The sequence below is a fragment of the Clostridioides sp. ES-S-0006-03 genome (assembly GCF_020662275.1).
Classification (GTDB): Bacteria; Bacillota; Clostridia; order Peptostreptococcales; family Peptostreptococcaceae; genus Clostridioides.
The window spans coordinates 338,801-360,786 of the sequence record NZ_JADGMM010000005.1; the positions used below are offsets into that span (position 1 = coordinate 338,801).

General features: G+C 27.9%; 19 protein-coding genes. 11 read left to right on the forward strand and 8 right to left on the reverse strand.

What is annotated here, in order from left to right:
• The first annotated feature begins 18 nt into the window (after positions 1-18).
• Positions 19-1,005 carry a biotin-dependent carboxyltransferase family protein gene (locus IR151_RS09575; RefSeq protein WP_227434291.1) on the forward strand — a complete coding sequence of 329 codons (987 nt, stop codon included), beginning with the start codon at positions 19-21 and terminating at the stop codon, positions 1,003-1,005.
• A gap of 202 nt (positions 1,006-1,207) precedes the next feature.
• Here the strand turns inward: IR151_RS09575 and IR151_RS09580 are convergent, their stop codons facing one another.
• Positions 1,208-1,774, reverse strand: coding sequence for a helix-turn-helix domain-containing protein (locus IR151_RS09580; protein WP_227434292.1), 567 nt, complete (start codon positions 1,772-1,774; stop codon positions 1,208-1,210).
• A gap of 341 nt (positions 1,775-2,115) precedes the next feature.
• Between IR151_RS09580 and IR151_RS09585 the strand changes: the two genes are divergently transcribed.
• The 3 genes from IR151_RS09585 to IR151_RS09595 are packed head-to-tail and all read left to right on the forward strand — an operon-like array spanning position 2,116 to position 6,473.
• On the forward strand, positions 2,116-3,183 hold the full coding sequence (locus IR151_RS09585; protein ID WP_227434293.1) for a mandelate racemase/muconate lactonizing enzyme family protein: 1,068 nt from the start codon (positions 2,116-2,118) through the stop codon (positions 3,181-3,183).
• A 19-nt stretch (positions 3,184-3,202) separates the two neighbouring features.
• On the forward strand, positions 3,203-4,363 hold the full coding sequence (locus tag IR151_RS09590; protein WP_227434294.1) for a DUF819 domain-containing protein: 1,161 nt from the start codon (positions 3,203-3,205) through the stop codon (positions 4,361-4,363).
• Positions 4,364-4,376: 13 nt separating this feature from the next.
• Entirely contained in the window at positions 4,377-6,473 is a 2,097-nt protein-coding gene (locus tag IR151_RS09595; protein ID WP_227434295.1) for a CocE/NonD family hydrolase, read from the forward strand.
• Positions 6,474-6,569: 96 nt separating this feature from the next.
• On the opposite strand, the gene IR151_RS09600 is transcribed toward IR151_RS09595, so the two are convergent.
• Positions 6,570-6,914 carry a RidA family protein gene (locus IR151_RS09600; RefSeq protein ID WP_227434296.1) on the reverse strand — a complete coding sequence of 115 codons (345 nt, stop codon included), beginning with the start codon at positions 6,912-6,914 and terminating at the stop codon, positions 6,570-6,572.
• Between the two features lie 301 nt (positions 6,915-7,215).
• Here IR151_RS09600 and IR151_RS09605 point away from each other — a divergent pair, with 301 nt between their 5' ends.
• Together IR151_RS09605 and IR151_RS09610 are read left to right on the forward strand one after the other, a co-directional pair.
• A complete protein-coding gene (locus IR151_RS09605; protein ID WP_227434297.1) occupies positions 7,216-8,115 on the forward strand; it encodes a DMT family transporter in 900 nt (299 codons plus the stop codon).
• A 186-nt stretch (positions 8,116-8,301) separates the two neighbouring features.
• The gene (locus IR151_RS09610; protein ID WP_227434298.1) at positions 8,302-9,588 is read left to right on the forward strand and encodes a Gfo/Idh/MocA family protein; all 1,287 of its coding nucleotides are present in this window, start codon (positions 8,302-8,304) and stop codon (positions 9,586-9,588) included.
• 78 nt (positions 9,589-9,666) lie between these two features.
• On the opposite strand, the gene IR151_RS09615 is transcribed toward IR151_RS09610, so the two are convergent.
• The 4 genes from IR151_RS09615 to IR151_RS09630 form a co-directional block, all read right to left on the reverse strand.
• Positions 9,667-10,110: a regulatory YrvL family protein gene (locus IR151_RS09615; RefSeq protein ID WP_227434299.1), complete on the reverse strand. Its 444-nt coding sequence runs from the start codon at positions 10,108-10,110 to the stop codon at positions 9,667-9,669.
• Positions 10,111-10,132: 22 nt separating this feature from the next.
• Positions 10,133-10,927, reverse strand: coding sequence for a M55 family metallopeptidase (locus IR151_RS09620; RefSeq protein ID WP_227434300.1), 795 nt, complete (start codon positions 10,925-10,927; stop codon positions 10,133-10,135).
• A gap of 617 nt (positions 10,928-11,544) precedes the next feature.
• A complete protein-coding gene (locus IR151_RS09625; protein ID WP_227434301.1) occupies positions 11,545-12,021 on the reverse strand; it encodes an SAM-dependent methyltransferase in 477 nt (158 codons plus the stop codon).
• A 97-nt stretch (positions 12,022-12,118) separates the two neighbouring features.
• Positions 12,119-13,288: a M20 family metallopeptidase gene (locus IR151_RS09630; protein WP_227434302.1), complete on the reverse strand. Its 1,170-nt coding sequence runs from the start codon at positions 13,286-13,288 to the stop codon at positions 12,119-12,121.
• Positions 13,289-13,461: 173 nt separating this feature from the next.
• On the opposite strand from IR151_RS09630, the gene IR151_RS09635 reads away from it, so the two are divergent.
• Positions 13,462-14,325, forward strand: coding sequence for a S66 peptidase family protein (locus tag IR151_RS09635; protein ID WP_227434303.1), 864 nt, complete (start codon positions 13,462-13,464; stop codon positions 14,323-14,325).
• 70 nt (positions 14,326-14,395) lie between these two features.
• Positions 14,396-14,989: a DUF3867 domain-containing protein gene (locus tag IR151_RS09640; protein ID WP_227434304.1), complete on the forward strand. Its 594-nt coding sequence runs from the start codon at positions 14,396-14,398 to the stop codon at positions 14,987-14,989.
• A 222-nt stretch (positions 14,990-15,211) separates the two neighbouring features.
• Here IR151_RS09640 and IR151_RS09645 read toward each other — a convergent pair whose 3' ends face one another.
• Positions 15,212-15,850: an isochorismatase family cysteine hydrolase gene (locus IR151_RS09645; protein ID WP_227434305.1), complete on the reverse strand. Its 639-nt coding sequence runs from the start codon at positions 15,848-15,850 to the stop codon at positions 15,212-15,214.
• 79 nt (positions 15,851-15,929) lie between these two features.
• On the reverse strand, positions 15,930-16,661 hold the full coding sequence (locus IR151_RS09650) for a glycerophosphodiester phosphodiesterase (RefSeq protein WP_227434306.1): 732 nt from the start codon (positions 16,659-16,661) through the stop codon (positions 15,930-15,932).
• A 336-nt stretch (positions 16,662-16,997) separates the two neighbouring features.
• Here IR151_RS09650 and IR151_RS09655 point away from each other — a divergent pair, with 336 nt between their 5' ends.
• The 3 genes from IR151_RS09655 (at position 16,998) to IR151_RS09665 (ending at position 21,866) form a co-directional block, all read left to right on the forward strand.
• Entirely contained in the window at positions 16,998-19,187 is a 2,190-nt protein-coding gene (locus IR151_RS09655; protein WP_227434307.1) for an amino acid adenylation domain-containing protein, read from the forward strand.
• Between the two features lie 410 nt (positions 19,188-19,597).
• Entirely contained in the window at positions 19,598-21,526 is a 1,929-nt protein-coding gene (locus IR151_RS09660) for an OPT family oligopeptide transporter (RefSeq protein WP_227434308.1), read from the forward strand.
• The gene (locus IR151_RS09665; RefSeq protein ID WP_227434309.1) at positions 21,513-21,866 is read left to right on the forward strand and encodes a PqqD family protein; all 354 of its coding nucleotides are present in this window, start codon (positions 21,513-21,515) and stop codon (positions 21,864-21,866) included. The genes IR151_RS09660 and IR151_RS09665 overlap by 14 nt, the downstream gene beginning before the upstream one ends.
• Positions 21,867-21,986 lie beyond the last annotated feature (120 nt).

Genomic DNA, 21,986 nt, shown 5'->3' on the forward strand with positions numbered 1-21,986 from the left:
ATACAGGGAGTGGTATATATGGGATTTAAAGTAGAATTAGGAGGTTTCCAAACATTAATACAAGACAGAGGTAGAGTTGGATATGGACAATATGGTGTATCTGGGTGTGGAGCAATGGACGAATATGCACATAGAGTGGGAAATATATTAGTTGGAAACTCTGAAGATGAAGCTTCTTTGGAGGTTCTAATGTTAGGTCCTACAATTACCTTTGATGAATATACACAAATAGCAGTAACTGGTGGAGATTTAGGAGCTAGAATAAATGGAAAAGAGATTCAAAATTGGAGGTCATATCAAATAAATCCTGGTGACATATTATCATTTAGAGGTGTAAACTCAGGGGCTAGGGCATATGTATCAATAGCTGGTGGAATAGATGTTCCACTTGCAATGGGAAGTAAATCAACTTATACAAGAGCTAAGATTGGTGGATTTGAAGGTAGAGCACTTAAAAAAGGTGATTATATAAATACTTTTGCTCAAGAAAAAGATTTTACAATAAACAAAAAATTAAATTCAAAATACATTCCAAATTATAGTTCAGAAATAGTACTAAGAATTGTAAAAGGACCTCAATTTGATGCTTTTTCTAAAGAGGAAGTAGAAAAATTTCTATTAAATGAATATAAAGTTACAAATGAAATAGATAGAATGGGTTGTAGATTAGAAGGAGATAGTATAAAGCATATTAATGGAGCAGATATTATATCTGATGGTATTTCTTATGGAGCTATACAAGTACCTGGACACGGGAAACCTATCATAATGTTATCAGATAGACAAACTAGTGGTGGTTATACTAAAATAGGAAATGTTATAAGTGTAGATTTGTGTAAGTTAGCACAATCAAAGCCAAATGATGTAGTAAAGTTTGATTTTGTAGATATATATGAAGCTCATAGATTATTGAAAGAACAAGAAGATAAGATTCAAGATATATATAAAAGTATGAAAAATATAAGAGTTGTTAAAGCCAAAGTATTAAACGATATAGCGGTTTAATTTAAATTTAATTAATATTAATTTTTGTTACAATTTAAAGTACAATTTAGAAATAGCTATTTACTATTTGCCATTATTAAAATGGTTTGAATTAGTCAAATAGCTATTTTTATTTGAGTAAATACATTAATTTTAAAAGAGCTTACGTTTTGGTTTTATGTATTAAAACATTTTACATATTAAACAATTGTATTGTAGATATTTACTTGGACTTTATTGGCCAAATGGGAGGTGATATAACACCATATCCACGAGCTGGTTTATCTTTACTTGGATTGATAATTTTATGAGGAGTATTAGCTTTTATAAATGTTGAATCCCCAGGATTTAATCTTACTATATTTTCACCTATACAAATATCAACTATACCACTTGTCAATACAACCACTTCTTCTGATGCATGAGAGATATAGTCTTTAGTATCTTCACTTTCTGGTTTAAGTTCAAATTCTAAAAATAAGATTGAAGGTGCAAAATCAGCTGTTGGCATTGGAGATACTATCTCATAAAACATTTCACTTTTTGGAAACTTCATCATAACTCTATCTTCTTTTCTGATGACTAAATCATCCGTGTTATTATCATCCATAAACATATATAAAGGAGTATCTAAAACTTCAGCGATTTTTCTTAATGAAGACAGGGATGGTTCAATAGCATCTCTTTCGATTTGAGATATATAACTTATAGATAAGTCTGTCAATTTGGAAACATCACTTAGTGTTTTTTTCTTGTTTTTTCTTATATTTCTCATCTTTTCCCCTAGCATAAGAACCTCCAAATAATAAAATTTATACAAAATATTCGATTAAAACAAAGTAATTATAGCATAACATAGAAGTAGTAGCAAGAAAGATGAATGGAAGATTTTAAGAATTAGCAATTAGTGGGGTGCAAATAAAATCTTATAAAAATAAATTGTTGATGAATTAATATAATGCAGAAAAATTTAATATAGGATTATTAATTTTAAAGGTATTATTGTAGGATATTTTAGAAAAAATTAAATTTTCAGTAAATTATATTGACAGATACATTGAAGTAATAATATAATTTGAAGTATAAAAATAAAAAAATTAAATTATTACTTCAAAAAATGAGGAGGTTAACATGAAAATAACAGATATTAAATTTGAAAAATTAAGAATCAAATTAAGAAAGCCTGTTGTAGTTTCGTTTGGAACAATTGAATATGGAGAGAGCATAATCTTAAAAATTGAGACTGATGAAGGTTACTGTGGATTTGGAGAAGCTGCTCCTCTTGCAGCAGTTACAGGTGAAGTTTTAGATACTGTAATTTCTATATTAATCATGTTTAAAAAGGAACTTATAGGTAAAGACCCATTAGATATTGAAACTATACATACAATTATGGATGGAATCATAATAGGTAATACTTCTGCCAAAGCAGCAATTGATATAGCTTTGTATGACCTTAAAGGTAAAATTATGAATGTACCTCTTTATAAAGTTCTTGGAGGATATGATAACAAAATTCAAACAGATGTAACTATAGGTATAGATAAACCAGAGAAAATGGCAGAAGAAGCACTGGGAAGAGTTAGAGAAGGTTTTAGAATATTGAAACTTAAAGCTGGAATAAGACCTGAAGAAGATATTGAAGCTGTAAAATTAATTAGAGAAGCTGTTGGAGATAATATAAGAATTAGAATAGATGCAAATCAAGGCTGGAATGTAAATAGTAGCATAAATACTATCAAAAAACTAGAAGAATTTGGCGTTGATGCGATTGAACAAGCACTTCCACATTGGGATTTAGATGGAACTGCTTACATAAGAAATAAGAGTAATACTAAGATTATGATAGATGAGTCATTACATTCACCAATAGATGCAATTAAAGCTATAAAGAAAAATGCAGTTGATACATTTAATATCAAGTTAATGAAATCTGGTGGAATTTACCCTGCAATAAAAATCAATAATATAGCTGAAGCAAGTGGGGTTAATTGTATGTTAGGATGTATGCTTGAGACAAGGATTGGTATAACAGCAGCAGCAAATTTAATAGCATCTAAGAAGAATATAACAGAAGCTGACCTTGATAGTTTTATGTTTTGTGAAGAGTTAGAAAGTATATCTGGAGGATTTGAAATGGATGGAGATATTATGAATCTTATCGACAAACCAGGTTTAGGAATAGAAGTAAACTTATGATGAAATTAGGGGGTTAAATATGAATACACTTTTTTCAAGTACAGGTAGTATACTTGCAATAATGACAGCTATGGTTGCATTTGGATTTTACTTACAAAAATATAAAGTAACTAAGAGTCTAGGACCAGCACTTACAATAATCATAATGGGAATAATACTTTCAAATTTAAAGGTAGTTCCAGTAAGTACAGAATTGTATGGAACTATTTCTACATATGCTATACCAGTTTCTATGACTATAATGTTGATGAGTGTTGATTTAAAAGAAATGACAAAGCTATCAAGAGAGCCTTTAATAGCAATTTTTGTGGCAGTATTGACAGTAAGTATAATGGCGTTTTTATTTGGATTGGTATTTGCAGGTGAAATATCAGAAGGATGGAAAGTTGCAGGGATGTTTGTAGGTACATATACTGGAGGAAGTGCTAATCTTACAGCTATTGGAACAGGTCTTAATGTAAGTAGACAAACTCTAGCAGCAGCGAATGCAGCTGATTATGTAATTGGAGTTCCAACATTAATATTTATGTTTGCACTTCCAGCAATATTAAAAAATTCTAAGAAGTTTCAAAAGTTTTGGCCATATCATTTAGAAGAATCAGAGTTAGAAGATTGCCAGAATGAAGAATTTATGGAATCAAAAGAGTGGAGCATAAAAGATATCGCTTGGATGCTGGCTATAGGCTTTGTTGTTACAGAGGTTGCAACAATTCTTTCAGGATATTTTAGTTCAAGCTTTAGCAGTGCAGCAAGAATTCTTTTAGTTACAACAATTTCAATTATAATTGCTCAATTAAAACCAGTAAAAAAATTAAAGGGGAATTTAGATTTAGGATTGTTTGTTGCATTATTCTTTTTATGTACAATAGGATTTTCAGTAGATATAAAAGAATTTTTAGGTTCAACTTTTACTATAACATTTTATTGCTTTAGCATAATCTTTGCTTCATTTGTCTTCCATCTATTTGTAACTAGAATGTTAAAGATAAAGTATCAATATGTAATACTTTCTATAGTTGGAGCAATTGCTGATGGTCCAACGTCAGCTTTAGTAGCCGCTTCAGCAAAATGGAATTCGCTTGTAAGTGTAGCTGTAGTGATGGGGGTAATTGGTGGAGTATTAGGAAATTATGCAGGTATATCGGTGGCATATGCAATAAAAATGGTTCTTGGTCTCTAGGAGGTGAATTTTATTGAAAAAGTTTAAGTTATATATATCTGGTTTGTATAGTGGTAATGTAGTATTTGATGAAACATTACTTATTGAAAAATTAAATCCTTTTACAAATGAAATCGAAGAAATAAAACCTATGAATAAAGATGAAGGAATATATTATTTAAATCTTACAAAAATAGATTTAAACTTCTTATTTGAAAACTTTAATGTTTATAGTAATAGCTTAATAAACACAGATAAAAGTATGGTTGTAAATGAGTTAGGAGAAACATATTCTAAGTTTAATGACTATATCTGGGTTCAAAGAAATAAAAAATTTCCTTTAGATGTAATTATTTTGGATAATAAAATAGTTGGTTTTATATGCTTGTCCAGGGAAACTTGTACTATACTAATTATGGATGAATATGAGGATTATACGATATTAAAAGAGTGGAAGAAAACACATAAGAATGAAGCGATATATCCTATAAAATTTGATGGAAATTATATGATTGATATGAAAGATGGAATAAAACTTTCTACAGATGTATATCTTCCTAAGTTTGAAGACTCTACTAAAAAAGTACCTACAATTCTTATGAGAACTCCATATGGAAAAGAAAATGACAAAGAAATATATTATAAGTATGTACAAAGGGGATATGCTGTTGTAATACAAGATGTTAGGGGAAGAAATGAATCAGAAGGTAAGTGGGAGCCTATGATTTATGAAAGAGAAGATGGAGATAGTACTATAAATTGGATAGTAGCACAAGACTGGTCAAATGAAGTTGTTGGAATGATGGGAGCCTCATATCTTGGTTATGTTCAATGGGCAGCTGCATCTTCAGGAAACAAACACCTAAAAGCTTTAATTAGTATAGTTACAGCAGGTAGTCCTTTCATTGACATACCAAGAAAAGGTGGAGCTTTTGTATCTGGAATGCTTGCATGGGCATTTATGGTATCAAGAAGTAAAGTCGATAGAAGTAAAATGCTAAGAGATGACTGGGATGATGTTTTAAATATAAGACCGATACAAAATATACCTATTGAAGCACTTGGATATAGAATAGAATTTTTAGAAGAGTGGATAAAAAGAGTAGAAAAGGATGAATATTGGGATAGGATGGATTGGCATCTAAAAAAAGATAAAATAAATGTGCCTGCATTAGTCATATCTGGATGGTATGATGATAATGGTATGGGTACTACAGAAGCTTTGGATGTAATAAAAAATTATGAAAGAGGAAAGAGAAAGGCTATATTAGGTCCATGGATGCATAATTCAAACACGATAAGGGATATAAATGATATTCCTTTTGGAGATAATTCATTGAGATATGATGTAGACTATAACTATCTATTATGGTTTGATAAATATTTAAAAGGAGTAGAAAATGATATAGATAAGACTGCTCCAATAGAGTATTATTCAGTAGGTTCGAATGAATGGAAGATGGCAGATAATTGGCCAATAGCAAATAAAATAGATAAAAGTATCTATTTAATAAGTGGTGGAAATGCTAATACATCTTTAGGAGATGGAAAACTATCTTTTGAAGAATGTTCAAAAGAAAATTATGATAGTTACATATATAATCCAAAAGACCCTTCAATACAGTTGATTGATATGTCAGAAAATGAAGTGGGAGTTCCAAATAATTATAAAGATTTGGAGAAAAGAAGTGATATGTTGTGCTACACATCAGATGCTTTTAGTGAAGAATTTACTATAACAGGTGATATAAAGTTGGAATTTTTTGCATCAAGTTCGGCAAAAGATACTGATTGGGTTATAAAAATTATGGATGTGGATTTAGATGGAAACTCAATTAAATTAGCTGATGGTATACTAAGTGCTAGATTCAGAAATAGTTTTTACAAGTCAGAATTTATGGAAGAAGGAGAAATTTATAAGTTTACAATAACAACTTCAAAAATATCAAATACATTTAAAACTGGGCATAGAATTAGGTTAGATATAACATCTAGTGCGAAAAACTTTATATTCCAAAATAGTAACACTGAAGATAGTTATAATAGTATTGAGTATATAAAAGCAAAAAATACAATTTATCATGGAGGAAAATATCCATCTAGGTTGATATTGCCAATAGAAAACAATTAAATTGATGAATTAAATAATAAGGAGATGTAGTATTAATCAATACTATATCTCCTTATAGGTTAAAGTAATTATATTTGCTTATTAAATTTAAAACAATTATTTTGTAGCAGCAACAACGCTCATTTCAACTAATAAGTGTTCTCTAGCAAGTCTAGCTTCAACACAAGCTCTAGCAGGTTCAAATCCTTTTTCAACCCAAGCATCCCATACAGAGTTCATAGCTTCAAAGTCCTTCATATCTCTTAAATAAATGGTAACAGATAGTAAATGTTGTTTGTCTGAACCATATTTGTTTAATAAATCTTCTATTTTATTTAAAACTTCAGTAGTTTGCTCAACTACTCCTCCTTCAGCATGAGTTTGTCCACATAAATAAACTGTATTGTTGTGAACTACAGCTCTACTCATTCTTCCAGTTCCTTCATATCTTTTTATTTCCATATTTTAAATACCTCCATAATTAAAAAATCCACTAAAAATCTAAATAATAAATTAAAAAAAGTCTATACTATATAAAATTATATTATATATTTGGCAAATAATCTATAAAAAGATATAACTTTTTACTTATAATTATTATTGTTATTAATTGAAAAGATTTATTAGTTACTTGACATAATTTATACTTTTAATTATAGTATAAATTGGAATATTTAGATAATTATTATTTAATTTATAAATTTTAGTTTTTTAAGTAGTTTTTAAATATAGGTTTATGTATTTGTATAGAAAAGAGGTAAATATGAGTAGTACAATCAAATCAAATCGAGTAAAAGGTATAATGTTTATAATGGCATCAGCTCTTGGTTTTGCAATGATGTCTGCATTTGTAAAACTGGCAGGCGATTTACCAAGTTTTCAAAAAGTATTTTTTAGAAACTTGGTATCGGCTATAATAGCGTTTTGGCTAATCATAAAACATAAAGGAAGTTTAACAGGTAAAAAAGAAAATATGAAGGTTCTTTTATATAGGTCAATTTTTGGAACTTTAGGGGTCGTATTTAACTATTATGCAATTGATAAGTTGATGCTTTCAGATGCTAATATGCTAAATAAAATGAGTCCTTTTCTCGTAGTTATATTTTGTGCAATTATTCTAAAAGAAAAAATAAACATAAAACAGATAGGGGCAATTATAATTGCATTTATAGGAGCTTTATTTATAATAAAACCAACATTTAGTGTTGAAGTAATTCCATATCTAGGAGGAGTTGCAGGAGCTGTATTTGCAGCAATGGCATATACTTGTTTAAGAATTCTTGGAGATAGAGAAGATTATTATACAATTGTGTTTTTCTTTTCAGTTTTTTCATTAGTTACTGTAGGACCAATAGCTTTTGCAGTGTATGAACCAATGACTCTTATGCAACTTGTATATTTATTACTAGGTGGAGTATTTGCAAGTTTAGGTCAATTTGGTATAACTTTAGCATATAAGTATGCCCCAGCCAAAGAAATTTCTATATTTGACTATAGTAATATAATATTTTCAGCAATCTTGAGTATATTCTTGTTTAATGTTTATCCAGATATGCTAAGTGTTGTAGGATATGTAATAGTCTTTTCAGCAGCATTTTATATGTTTTTATACAATAAAAAATTAGACAAGCTAGAAAAAGAAATTGACAAGCAAAATAAATAAAAATGGTATTAAAATTTACATTAAAAATAAATAATATGATTCTAAAAAAGAATAGCATATTAAGTTAAAACAGCAGTTAAAAGTAAAAAACTATAACTGCTGTTTCTTTTATCAAAAATATCCAAATATATTTAAAAATAGAATATAATAAAGTAGTAGAATAATATAAAGGGGATAATTTAAAGTATGGAAAAAGTAAAAGTTGCTGTGGTTGGAGCAGGTAATAGAGGTACATATGCATATGCTCCATATATTTATGAAAATTCTGATACATGTGAGATAGTTGCTGTAGCAGAGCCAAAAAAAGGAAGACGTGAATTATTTGCACAGAAGTATAACTTAAATAGCAAAAATGTATTTGAAAGTCTAGAAGAATTCTTTAAACAGGATAAAATGGCAGATGCAGTCATAATAGCTACAAATGATGATAGACATTATGATGTAGCAAGTTTAGCTCTTCAAAAAGGTTATCATATATTATTGGAAAAACCAATGTCTAATAGTTTAGATGGATTAGTACATATAAATGACCTATGTGAGAAGTATAAAGATAAGATTTTTATGATTTGTCATGTACTTAGATATTCTCCATTTTACAATAAATTAAGAGAAATTGTAGAAAGTAAAAAATTAGGAGAATTAGTTAGTATACAATATAATGAGAATATAGGCTATTGGCATTTTGCTCATAGTTTTACTAGAGGGAATTGGAGAAATAGTAATGAGACAAGCCCTTTGATTTTGGCGAAGAGTTGTCATGATATGGATATTCTATTATATTTGGTAGGTAGTAGATGTAAAAAAATTTCTGCATTTGGAAGTTTAAAGCATCTTAATAATGAAAATGCTGGGGGAGAAATGGCACAGAATTGCCTTCAATGTTTGGTAGAAAAGAAATGTCCATATTCTGCAAAACAAATTTACCTAGAAAATGACAGAAATATAAATAGAGCTGTGCATATAAATCCTACAAAAGAGAATCTTTTAAAGATACTTGAGACAAGTCCATATGGAAGATGTGTTTACAGATGTGATAATAATGTAGTAGATAACATGGTAAATATATTACAATTTGAAAATGGAGTAACTGCTACTTTTAATTTATGTGCATTTACTAAAGAAAATGGAAGAACTATAAAGATGATGTTTAGTCAGGGAGAAGTTGGTGGAGATTTAAATAAAAATGAGATAAGAATTAAAGAATTTGGAAAAAATGAAGAAGTAGTTATAAATCCATCAAATAAGAAAGATATGGTAGAAGAATATGATAGAAATCTCATAACTGAATTTATTAAATTAGTTTTAAATAAAGACTTAGAAAAAGGAAGAGCAGCAGCAAAAGATGCTATAGAAAGTCATGTAATGGCATTTGCAGCAGAGTATTCAAGATTGAGTGATGAAGTGGTGCATATAGATAAATTTTTTGATGATGCTATAAAGATGACTAAAGAAATAGAAGAAACTATATTTTAAATATAAAAGATTACACAAATAAAGATAGATTAGATAATAGGCATATATAAATCGTCTATTAAGTAATCTATCTTTTTATTAAGATTTTTTCTTATCTTTATCAAAAAAATCCATGCATTCAGATAAGAGATAAGAAAGTAAGGCAAATAAAATTTCTGTACTTAAAGGAATCATTATTGAATCCATAAATGTATCAATTATGTTCATAGCTAAAAAAGTCAGTATAAAATCAATTATAAATTCGCAAAATTTATAAATTGAATACGGCAATTTGTTTACATATCTAAATATATCTAAAATGGTAGTGCATAGAAAATCAATTGGGGTAGTTATACAAAAATATATTAAAAAGAAAATTAGTACAGACCCAAGAGATTTATATTCAAAACCTAAGAATGATAAGAAGCCAATTCCTATAACAGTGAAAATACAAAAAGTTATACCAAAAAAAACAGCAAAAAATAAAAATACAGAAATAAATTCGCCTAAAGGAATCCTTCTTTTATTACTTATCTTAATCAACTCCTTATGTATAACATGAAATTTATATAAATAACAACATTCTTAAAAATTCATAATAATCTTCTGTTTCAAATAGTATTGTTTGAGAATCTATTTTTTTCATACTTGGGTAAAAAGAAGCTTTAAAAGCCTTGTAATGTTCTCTAAACTTTATTTCAATTTTAAATTTGTTTGGTAATTTTATTAAGTGTCTAGATAAATTTCCAGATAAAGATTCTTGAACACCTTCTTCTATTTTTTTTAGTGCAAGATTTGGGTGGATTGAAATTGAGCCATTTCCAATTCCCTTTGAAACAGGAACAGTGATTATATTTGGGTTTAGTTTTTTTGCACTTTCACAAAGCATTTCATCTCCACTTAAAAATGCTACAGGAACATTATAGTATGCAGCAGCATAAGCATTTATAGTAAATTCAGATGCTATTTCATCATTTATTTTAAAATAGTCATAGTCAATATCCATAGTATGAGAAAGTGGGTTCCCATTACAAGTAGCTCCAGAATGATAGCCAGTAAATACACATGCATCAAAACTTTTATCAATACCAGCCATCATAACTAGTGGGTCTTTAGTCCATCCTCTAAGGATTTTGACATTTTCAGGTAAAATATCTGGATTAATATTTCTACCACTATCATGTGCATCTTTAACAAGTATTTCATGCATACCAGACTGAGTAGCTCCATTACATGCAGCTGCTATTTCTTTGCTCATTTGTGTTCTATAGTGTTGTGAAAATTCACATTCAAGCTTTGTTTCATCCCAATTTACAATGCCACAAGTACCTTCTATATCGGCACTTAAATATAACTTCATAATATAAGCCCCCTTAAATTTATTATTAATGATAATAACAGATAACAGTAAACATACAATTAATAAGAGGTAGAAAAATATTATTTCTCATTATTAATTATTATTAAATCTGTAACTGAAAAATAACTGATATTAGAAATATAACACTAACTAGTATCTATTATCCTATTATTGCTATATACAATATTTATATAAAATTGTAACACAGAAGTAGCTACATTTACTAGTTTAACATACTTAAAACATTGATAGATATTATTTTTAAGTTTGTTTAATGGTTGTAGTGTTTTAAGATTAGGAGAAAGAGTGGAATTATAGAATTATTCTATAGAATTAGTAAAAAAGAAGATGTTTAAGGGGCTATAAATAGCTATCCATCCAAATAAATTTGCTGCTTGTAGACTAAATATTGTCATGAGTATTCTCCTTTATAATTATTTATATTAAGTATACAAGATAATTTGCCAATATGAAAGTGGATAAAATCAATTATATAATTCAAGAAAATGAAATACAACGAATATTTTATAGAATTAAAATATAATAAGGTAGAGTATTAAATTAGAATTTTTTAATTTAATACTCTACCTTTAATTTAATACTCTATCTAAAATAAATTAAAATTCAAATTCATTTTCCCAATCAAATTCCCCTGATTTTTCTACACATTTAGGCCAATGACTACACCATTCAGGGACTGAGGGATTTTCAACTCTATCAATACTTGGAGTATATGGTTTTAAGTCGACAACAGGGCTATTATCATTAGCATCGATATATGGAATTCTTATTATACCATGCTCATGGTCGATGCTAATAATTTGTACAGTAGTTAATGCTATTGGGTTAGGTCTAATAGGTGACCTTGTCGCAAATATTCCCATAACATCAGGTGCTTTTTTATAAGGCTTTGGAGTTTCTAAGATACTTCTTGCTTCAACATCATCAAATCCATCAAACCACCAGATTACATTTAAATGACTAAATTCATCAAGTGCTTTTAATGCAGGTATATACTTTTTATCCAATTTGATAGAAATTTCTTCACCTTGAACACGTATTTTTCCTATAGGGTTTACTAAAATTTGTTTCATAATATTACCTCCAATTATTTGGTTTGTTATTTGTAATTTTAGAGTAAACCCTAACACCATGTGAGAGTCAATATAAAAAGGAGATAGAAGCATATAATTAAAAGTATAATACATTTTTTGAATGAAGCATAACACCAGTAATAAGACAATCTTCATCAATATCAAAGGTATCTGTATGAAGAGGAGAATTAATATTTTTTCCCTGATTTGCACAACCAAGGTGATAAAAAACACCTTCACAATATTCCAAAAAATATGAAAAATCTTCAGCACCAAGAGTAGGTGTATCTTTAATCAAAATATTTTCTTTTCCAAATAATTCTACTGCATTTTGTTTAACATAATCTACAAGAGAATTTGAATTTATAAGGGAAGGATAACCTTCTTCAATTTCAACATCAATATTTCCACCAAATGTTTTGCAAGTAAAATCACAAACTTCTCTAATTCGTTTTTTTGAAAAATCTCTGGTTTCCTGCGTTAAAGTCCTTAAGGTTCCTTTTATAACAACTTTATCGCAAACTATATTTTCTTTAATTCCGCCTTCAATTTTTCCTAAAGAAATAACTACAGAATCAGTGGGGTTTGTATTTCGACTGACAATTGTCTGCAAAGCAGTTATGATATGAGCAGAGATAACTATAGCATCAACACCTTGATGAGGATAAGCTCCATGGCATTTTGAGCCATATACACTTATACAAAGTGTATCTGTTGATGCATTTAAAGTATTGTATTTTAGTTCAATTAAACTTTTATCAATATTGGGATTTACATGAAGACCAAATATATAATTTACATCTGGATTTTTCATGCATCCATCTTCTATCATAAGTTTAGCGCCACCAATGGTTTCTTCAGCAGGTTGGAAAAAAAACTTTACATTTACATTTAAATAATCCTTTAATTTAAATAGTATATTACAAGTGCCAAGTAAAATAGCAGTATGTGCATCATGGCCACATGCATGCATTTTACCTAAATTAATGGATTTATAAGGAAGATTGAGTTTTTCTGTTATAGGTAAAGCATCTATATCAGCTCTTATAGCAATTGTCTCAAAGTTTGGATTTACATTTATATATGCAGTTACTCCTGTGTGATTTTCATATTCAATATAACTTATACCTATTTCATCTAAATATTTAATAATTTTTTTCTTAGTTTGAAATTCTTCTAAGCCAAGTTCTGGAGTTTTGTGTAAATCTCTTCTAATATCTATAACCCAATCATTTATATCATGGCAAAGAGCTTTAATATTAATCATAAAACACATCCTAACTATATTAAAATTAAAAATTTATTTTTCTTAATTATTATAATTATATTATTCTATATAAAACATTATTCTGTATCAAGTATAAATAAAATGTCTTATAATTATAGTAGAGATGTTTAGCATAAATTAGAATATATCATTTTAGAAGAAGAGGTGTTTAGATGTTAGGAGTAATTGCGCCTTCTGGACCATTGAGAAATATAAGTCTAGGAGAAATAAAATTTAATTTGGAGAAGTATGGTTATAAAGTTAAATTTTCTGAAAGTTGTGGACTAAATTATAAAGGTTATTTAGCTGGGAATGATGATATTAGAGTAAGAGATATAGAAGAGATGTTCTTAGATGAAGAAGTAGATATAATTATGTGTTTAAGAGGAGGTTATGGAACAACAAGAATACTAGATAAAATAAATTACGAAATAATAAAACAAAATCCTAAACCATTTATAGGTTTTTCTGATATAACAGGTTTAAATCTAGCTTTTTATAAAAATTGTGGTCTTTTACCATATCATGGAATAATGGCAGCGAATGTAGCTAAATGGGATGAATTTACTTATAAATCTCTAGTAGATGCTTTAGAATTTAAAGATGAATTATACTTAGAAAATCCAAAAGAAGAAAAGATTTATACTGTATGTGAAGGCAAAGCAGAGGGAATAATAATGGGAGGAAACTTATCTCTAATAATTTCTACAATAGGAACTAAATATGAAATAGATGCAAAGGATAAAATTTTATTCATTGAAGAAATTGGAGAATGTCAATATAAATTAGACAGGATGTTAACTCAATTGTATTCTTCAGGAAAACTGGATGAATGTAATGGTATAATTTTTGGAGATTTTAAAGACTGTATCAAAGAAGAAGATTTAATAGAACTATTGGAGGAATTTGCGCAGAAGGTTAATAAGCCAGCTATATATAATCTACAATCTGGGCACTGTATACCAATGATAACTATTCCTTTAGGAAGAATGTGTGAATTAGATGCAACAGAAAAAATGGTTAAATTAAAAAAATAGTGTATATATAAATATATTAGAAGTATGGTATAATCTTATACAAGTAAAAATTTAGCTAGGAGGATAAAAAATGTCTGATGATAGAATAATTGACTTTAACGAATTAAAAAACAAAGTTAAAGATTCTGATGTAGATAAATTTGAGCAATACATATATAACTTATATTTTTCTGTTATGGATGGAAAGATGTCGATGGCTGAATTTTCAAGAAAAATATTTGATTATATGAAAGATAATGACATATCTCAAGAAAAGTTTATGAAAATACAAAAACAGTTCATGGAAAGATATGGTATGGACACTGAAGAAGTAGAAAAACAACTTAGAAACTTTGGAATCGACCCTTCTACAGCAGGTTTTATGAGTAATAATACTTCCAGCAAAGTATCTACAGAAGATTTAGAATCGTTTAAAAAGAGTGCAGGATTTTATGAGAAATATGGTGAAAAAATTCAACCTAAGAGTTGTATAACAACATTCATAAAAAATGATTTAAATGATATTAATGTAATAATAGATCAAGAAAAAATAATGCTTTGTAGTGACAAAAAAATAAATCTTATGGACTCAGAATTAAATGAGTTTTTATTAGAATATAAGAATATGTTTAATAAAAAGATAAAAGTAGTTATGTGTGAAACTACAAATAAATACGATTATTAAAAAGTAAATTTAACTATTGAAGCGGTATAGTTGATTAGTATTATGTAAAAAATAGAAGTCGCAATTTAATTTATCCTACAGAAGATGTATAGAAGAATATTTAAATTGCGATTTCTATATTTATATACTTTAGTTATGTTAAATTAATTGTATTAAGTAATGTTTGTATAGAACAATCTTATTATCAAAGTTGTATCCCTATATAAATCTATAAAGTATTTATTATAAGCTAATTTCCTTTAATACCTTAATTCCATTTTGAAGCATACTATTAAAAAATACTAGGTTTAAAATCTCTGCAGGATGAACATTAGGAATGTCATAAGTGTCTACTAAATTCATAGGAACAACTATATTTTTTTCGATATTATATTGATTAAAATAAGATTTTAGAGTTATTGCAAATTGATATATACATATATCTGTGCAATCACCAACTATAATTATATTGTCTATCCCATCAAAGTCTAAATTTTCTAGTGCGAAAAATCCATTAGTAGAGTTTTTAGGGAAAACTTGTAGATTTTCTATAGATTTAATTTCGTCAACCAATTCACTTTCCACATCACTTTCTAAACAGTGAACAGGATAACTTAAAAGTTCTATAGATTTAGGTGTATGACAATCAGTAAATGCAATTACTTTATTTAGTTTATTTGATATTTTTTTTGCGAAAATTTCAATTGGTTTTATCAAAGATTCTACTCTGGGAGAGTATAAGGCACCTTGTTTTGCAAAACCATTATTGACATCAATTATAAATAAAACTGTTTTACTCAAATCGTAATTTTCTATTTTTTCTATTGGTAAATTATCCAAATTACTTTTTAAAGCTTTAAGTTCATTTAATAAGTTATCCATAAGTATACCTCCAAGCTAAATTTAATAAAATTGTACATATTAATCATATAAAAGTCAAGGAGTATAAACTACTATATAACTAGCTATATTGCTTCGATTGTAAAAGGTTTAAAGCTATATCTGGATAGTTAGTAAAAATACCATCTACATTAAGAGATAGACAATGTAGCATATCTTCTTCTTCATTTACAGTATACACATTGACACCTAGTAAATTTTTGTGACAAAGTTCAACTAGAGATTCATTTACTAAAATTAAAGGAGGGTGAAGATAGCTATTTCCTAGAAATTTAGCAAATTCAACTACATTATTTATAGGTAAGTAGCATAATAAAGCTGTTTTTATACTGGGTTCTAACTTATGAAAATTTTTTAAGCTATTACTATTAAAACTAGATATAAGAACTCTGTTTTTCATATTATACTTTAAAATAAGTTTCAAAACATCTTTTTCTATATTAGTGTAATTTACTTTGTCAGTTTTTAGTTCTATATTTAAGATAAGGTCTGTAGGCGAAATTAAGATTAAGACTTCTTCTAAAGTTGGAATTTTACATTCTTTATTGTTTTGGTAACCCTCAAAGGATGAGTTCAATGTTTTTAGTTTTCTTAAAGTAAGGTCTTTTACAAAACCATGTCCATTAAAAGTTCTATCGACCGTTTCATCATGAATAACTACAATTTTTCCATCTTTAGTCTTGTGAACATCAAGTTCTATTCCGTATATATCCATATCTAAGCATTTTTTAAAAGCGAGAATAGTGTTTTCTGGATATTTTCCACTAAAACCTCTGTGAGCATAAATGTTCATTTGTAAAGCTCCTTTCAATAAATATAACTTATTCTTATAAAATTTTAATTAATATAATATATCATATTCTAAACAATATAATTATACATTAATTAAATAACAATTTATAATTTATATATTATATAAATGTAAGAAAATAAAATCATATCTGTGTTATAATATATTTTAAACATTATAAATATTACGAATTTAATAGTCATAATATATAAGTATAAGTTTATGCAAGCTCATGTGTTTAGAGCTTGCATATATATTATTAATATATTTCTGTATTTAAAAAAATGAAATTCCAAAAGAATTTTTTCTATAGATTTAGTAGTAAGGGGGAATTTTGATATGTATGAAGTTAATTTAGAACGAGCTATGAATTATTGGATGGATTTGTTAGATGATTATACCAATCTAGCAAAAATTCCAAATGATTTTTTTTATAAAGATTGTTCTGACGAAGTTGTAGATGAAATTTTTAAGATTGATATTGAAAAACATGAGAAACTAATTCAATATTCTAAAATGAATAATATAAGCATAAGTTCTATTATAGAAACTATCTATGGACTTATATTACAAAAGTATACATATGAAGATGATGTAGTTTTTGGAAAAACAATAAATATAATTCCTATAAGAGTTAAGGTTCGACAAAGCGAAAAGTTTATAGATGTTGTAAAAAATTTAAAAAGGCAATGGAGTAGGTCTTTAGAATATGGATACTATTTATTATCAGATATAGAGAATAAAAATCATCTGAATACTAAACTTATAAATACAATATTTGTAGCTAAAAGTTTTGATTTATCATATGACTATGACATAGAAAAAAAAGGATATGATTTATCTGTAATAGTTTATACTAAAAGGGCATTAAAAATAAAAATAAAATATAAGCCATCTATATACAAAAGAGAAACTATTAGAAGGATATTAAATCAATTTGATTATATAATAGAGCAGATAATAAGGAATAATAACATTTTAATAGAAGATTTAGAATTTGTATGTAAGAAAGAAGAAAGAATATTATTGAAAGATTTTAATGATAATCAATGTGAGATACCATATGACAGAAGTTATATTGATTTATTTAGGGAACAAGTTGAGAGAACACCTAATAATGTAGCTGCCAGAGATGAAAATAGAAATTTGACATATAGAGAACTTGATGAGTTAACTGATAGACTTGCAGGTTATTTAAATTATATAGGGGTAAAAAGTGAAGATATAGTAGCTGTAATGTTGCCAAGAGACATTAATATAATTGTTACAGCCATAGGAATTATGAAATCAGGAGGAGCATTCTTCCCGATAGACACAAGTAATCCAGAAGAAAGATTAAATTACCTTCTTGAAGATAGTAATGCAAAAGTAGTAATAACTACAGACGAACTTAGATGTAAGGTTATAAATGAAAACACAATAGTAATTGATATAAATGATGAAGATATATTTAAAATTAGATATGACTTAACTGAAAAAATAACACCATCAAACTGTGCATATACAATATCTACATCAGGGTCAACTGGTAGACCAAAGACTATAGCTATAGAGCATAAGAGTTTAGTAAACATGTGTTATTATAGTATAGAAGCTATAAGTGCTACAGAAAGTGATATATGTGGGATATATTTAAGTTTTAGTTTTGATGCTGTAATGAAACAACTATTTCCATATCTATTGATGGGTGCTTCAATAAACATTATGCCAGAAGAAGCAAAATTTGATGAATATACAGTAAATGAGTATTGTGAGGAAAATGATATAACTATATTAGCATTACCAACAGCGTTTGCAAGATTATTTATACAAAACTGTAACAACAGTTCACTTAGGATTGTGCAGACAGGAGGAGAAAGATTAAAAGGATATAGAAAACGTAACTATGAGTTATATAATGAGTATGGACCAACAGAATTTACTGTTGTATCAACTTCTTTTCATGTGGATAAAGAGTATGGGAAAATACCAATAGGTAAGCCAATCTTTAATACTTATGCATATGTATTAGATAAAAAAAATAAACTATGCCCAATTGGAGTTCCAGGAGAACTCTGTCTATCAGGAATCCAAATATCAAGAGGCTATTTAAATAAAAAAGGTTTAACAGAGCAAGTATTTGTAGAAAATCCTTACAAAACTTGTGAACATAATAAATTAATGTATAGAACTGGTGATTTGGTAAGATGGCTAGATGATGGAAATTTGGATTATATTGGTAGGATGGATAATCAAGTAAAAATTGATGAATTTAGAATAGAGCTGTATGAGATTGAAAACATAATAAACAATATTACAGAAATTAAAAGTGTTGTTTGTATCTCAAGAACAAATGAGGATGGAGATATGTATATATGTGCATATTATGTGATTGATGATGAGGATAGTGAAAAAATAAATGACATAACAGTTAGAGAATATTTAAATGAGCATTTACCTCCATACATGATTCCAACAATAATAATGAGGATAGATAAAATACCAGTTACACCAATTGGAAAAGTAAATAAAAGGGCATTGCCAGAGTGATTTTGTATTATGACAGGTGTTATAAAGGAACTATAGAAGTTTCTTTATGACACCTATTTTCAAGAATGAATCAATTGACATAAAAGAAAGAATTTTCTGTACATTTTTACTGTGGTGAAAATCTGTTTATAAGGATGATTATTGTATTTTTTATACTTTTCCGTGTTTTAAAGTGTTTTTATAACAAATTTAATTTTAATATAAAAAAATTTTTTATTTTTTATCTTAATCCTTTTTAGTATAATCGAAAAATAAAAAGAAAATTAGCATAAAAATATCTAAAAATAGAAATTAATAATATGGGATTAAATTTTAGTAGTTTTTACTCGCTATTTGTAAAATAATAAAAAGTTAAGTTTTATATGTATATATGTTATAATATATACAAACTGAAAAGGGGTGAAAATTTTATGAACAAAAAATTACCTAAGGGAGCTTATGGTGAGGTTAGTGGAAAAGATTACGTTCCATACATCACAGATAAGTCCAGAACCGGTGGAAATGTAGCTGTATTGATTATCGGTATCATTTTAGCTGCCATTTTTGCCGCATCTACAACTTATTCTGGAATGAAAGCTGGTCTTACAGTTGCAGCAGGTATTCCAGGAGCTATAATAGGTTCTGCTTTTGTTGGAGCATTTGCTCGCCAAAAGGGTATTCTTGGTAAGAACTTAATCCAAGGTATGTCAAGTGGTGGGGAATCTGTTGCAAGTGGATTCATTTTCGTATTACCAGCAGTTATCTTAATTGGAAGCCAAATCACATTTTTAGAAGGCTTAGCTGTTGGAGTTGGTGGTGTTTTATTTGGTATAGGAGTTGCAGCAATAGTTCACAATTATTTAATAATTGAAGAACATGGTAAACTTATGTACCCAGAATCAATGGCTATATCTGAAACACTTGTTGCTTCAGAGGCTGGTGGAGACTCAATTAAATACATGGGAATTGGATTTGTAATAAGTGGATTTATCACTGTATTAACTGGTTCATTCTTAAATGTAGCAAACAATGTAATGAGTCTTGTAGGAAGTAAATTCTACAAATGGAAATTTGATATTGAAGTAAACCCTCTACTTTTAGGAATTGGGTTTATAGTAGGGCTTGAAGTTTCTTTAACAATGTTTGCAGGAAGTATCTTATCAAACTTTGGTATTGCACCTTTAATAGGTTACTTTACTGATATGGCTAAAGATGGAGCTATGGTATGGAATAATCCTGCAATGCCTCTTAACCAAATGGATGTTGGAGCTATATCTAGTAGTTATGTAAAATATATAGGTGCTGGTATGATGCTTTGTGGAGGTATTATTGGTGCAATAAAACTTATCCCAACTATAATCGCTTCTATAAAAGAAACACTTAAAGCTAAATCAAGTACTGGAGATGCAGAAGAAGGTTCATCTATACAAATGATACTTTTATTAGGTGGAGTAGTAGTTGGGTTCTTAGCAGCGTTCTTGATTTCTGGTAATATTGCTATGGCAATTATTGGAGCTATCATATCTCTTTTATTATCTTTATTATTCGTCATAGTAGCTGGACGTTTAACAGGAACAATAGGAACATCAAATCTTCCAGTTTCTGGTATGACTATAGCTTCTTTAGTTATTGTAACATTAGTATTTGTTATAATGGGATGGACTGATTTAGAAGCTAATAAATCATTACTTTTATTTGGGTCATTTATAGTTGTTGCTATTGCTATAGCTGGAGGATATACTCAATCTCAAAAAGTAACTTACATCATTGGTGGTAGCAAAAATGAAATGCAACGTTACTTCACAGTTGCAAGTATAGTTGGTGTTATAGTTGTTGTAGGAGTAATCTTATTACTTTCTGACCAACTTAAAGCTACTGGTGATAATGTACAATTTGCATTACCACAAGCAAACTTAATGTCAACATTAACTTCTGGTATTATGTCAGGTAGTTTACCTTGGGTTATGATTATTGTTGGAGTATTTATGGCAATTGTGTTATATGCATTAAACTTACCAATAATGACTATAGCTATAGGATTCTATTTACCAATAGCAACAACTTCTATAATATTAGTTGGAGCATTAATTCGTTTATTTGTTGAACTAGTATCTAAATCTGAAAAAGAAAAAGAAGCTAAAGTTTCTAATGGTATAAGTTTATCTTCTGGTCTTGTTGCAGGTGGATCTATCATTGGTTTAATAGGTATAATATTACAAGTAACTGGAGTTATAACTCCAAAAGTACCAAGTGGTTTTGCTGCTACAAATTCAATGGCAATTGCTTTATTAATAGTTTTAGTTGTACTTACAACATTACCTATCATTTTATCTAAAGTAAAAAATAATGAGCAAGAGTAATGATGTTTTAGATATTGTATTTAAAATTACTGATGGACTTGAATATGAAGTAGATGAAAATGGTATTGTAACTATACTTGAAAAACAGGACCATAAGATTCAAAAGTTTTTTAGAAAGTTAAAAGCTAGAATACCTAAATATAAAAAAATAGAGCTAGATGAATATTCTAGTTTTGTATTTTTACAAATTGATGGTCAAAAGACTGTTAGGGAAATAGGTGAAAACTTAGAATCCAAATATGGAGAAGAATCTCATCCACTTTATGAAAGGTTATTGGTTTTTTTAAATCATATTGATGTCAATTGTCACTATGTTGAAAGAATGGATATAGACTTATAATAAAGAATTATTATAGGATATATCAGAATATAAAAATTAGAAGATAGTTAAAAAAGAGCTATATGTTTTTAAAGACATATAGCTCTTTTAAATATTTATAACTTATAAACTTAAAGTAAA

Bases quoted from the DNA above. Each gene is read 5' to 3' on its own strand.
- IR151_RS09580 (WP_227434292.1), bottom strand. From the start codon at position 1,774: ATGCTAGGGGAAAAGATGAGAAATATAAGAAAAAACAAGAAAAAAACA.
- IR151_RS09630 (WP_227434302.1), bottom strand. From the start codon at position 13,288: ATGATTAATATTAAAGCTCTTTGCCATGATATAAATGATTGGGTTATA.
- IR151_RS09600 (WP_227434296.1), bottom strand. From the start codon at position 6,914: ATGGAAATAAAAAGATATGAAGGAACTGGAAGAATGAGTAGAGCTGTA.
- IR151_RS09585 (WP_227434293.1), top strand. From the start codon at position 2,116: ATGAAAATAACAGATATTAAATTTGAAAAATTAAGAATCAAATTAAGA.
- IR151_RS09645 (WP_227434305.1), bottom strand. From the start codon at position 15,850: ATGGATAACTTATTAAATGAACTTAAAGCTTTAAAAAGTAATTTGGAT.
- IR151_RS09590 (WP_227434294.1), top strand. From the start codon at position 3,203: ATGAATACACTTTTTTCAAGTACAGGTAGTATACTTGCAATAATGACA.
- IR151_RS09610 (WP_227434298.1), top strand. From the start codon at position 8,302: ATGGAAAAAGTAAAAGTTGCTGTGGTTGGAGCAGGTAATAGAGGTACA.
- IR151_RS09605 (WP_227434297.1), top strand. From the start codon at position 7,216: ATGAGTAGTACAATCAAATCAAATCGAGTAAAAGGTATAATGTTTATA.
- IR151_RS09625 (WP_227434301.1), bottom strand. From the start codon at position 12,021: ATGAAACAAATTTTAGTAAACCCTATAGGAAAAATACGTGTTCAAGGT.
- IR151_RS09640 (WP_227434304.1), top strand. From the start codon at position 14,396: ATGTCTGATGATAGAATAATTGACTTTAACGAATTAAAAAACAAAGTT.
- IR151_RS09635 (WP_227434303.1), top strand. From the start codon at position 13,462: ATGTTAGGAGTAATTGCGCCTTCTGGACCATTGAGAAATATAAGTCTA.
- IR151_RS09620 (WP_227434300.1), bottom strand. From the start codon at position 10,927: ATGAAGTTATATTTAAGTGCCGATATAGAAGGTACTTGTGGCATTGTA.
- IR151_RS09575 (WP_227434291.1), top strand. From the start codon at position 19: ATGGGATTTAAAGTAGAATTAGGAGGTTTCCAAACATTAATACAAGAC.
- IR151_RS09650 (WP_227434306.1), bottom strand. From the start codon at position 16,661: ATGAACATTTATGCTCACAGAGGTTTTAGTGGAAAATATCCAGAAAAC.
- IR151_RS09665 (WP_227434309.1), top strand. From the start codon at position 21,513: ATGAGCAAGAGTAATGATGTTTTAGATATTGTATTTAAAATTACTGAT.
- IR151_RS09660 (WP_227434308.1), top strand. From the start codon at position 19,598: ATGAACAAAAAATTACCTAAGGGAGCTTATGGTGAGGTTAGTGGAAAA.
- IR151_RS09655 (WP_227434307.1), top strand. From the start codon at position 16,998: ATGTATGAAGTTAATTTAGAACGAGCTATGAATTATTGGATGGATTTG.